1 protein-coding gene is annotated in these 567 nt (G+C 58.6%); it reads left to right on the forward strand.

All coding sequences use genetic code 11. From position 1 onward, the window contains the following. Positions 1-253: 253 nt before the first annotated feature. Positions 254-567 (forward strand): flagellin N-terminal helical domain-containing protein (locus AC1DU6_RS35205; RefSeq protein ID WP_477863204.1); only part of this gene is annotated, 314 nt, incomplete at its 3' end.

Consider the following 567-nt stretch of genomic DNA (forward strand, 5'->3'; position numbering starts at 1 on the left):
GTTTTACGAAAGCCTTAATCCGCTGTTAACCATATCTTAAATGGTCGTCGGTCATATTCGGCCTGAGTAGGAAGAAGGTAGGCCGAGAATCGGCCGCGTTAATCCGGGCATCGCCGCAAGGCGGACCGAGATTCCTCTTCCAGAAGGGCGTCAAATTCAACCGACAGCATCGCGGCGAGACGGGTCTCGTCAGATGCACCATGCGCTTGCGCGACCTGAAGGTCGACTGCGCGGGGAACAGGAAGGTTTCCATATGTCAGGCATCGTTCTATCGGCTTCGGTTCGCCAGAACCTGCTGTCGTTGCAGTCGACCGCGGACCTCTTGTCCACGACGCAGAACCGTCTTGCGACGGGCAAGAAGGTCAACACTGCCCTCGACAACCCCACGAATTTCTTCACGGCAGCAGGGCTCGACAGCCGCGCCGGCGACATCAACGCCCTGCTCGATGGCATTGGCAACGGCGTGCAGGTGCTGCAGGCAGCCAATACCGGCATCACCTCCTTGCAGAAGCTGGTCGATACCGCGAAATCGATCGCCAACCAGGCGCTGCAAATTCCGGTCGGCTA

The organism is Roseateles sp. P5_B10, assembly GCF_056400485.1.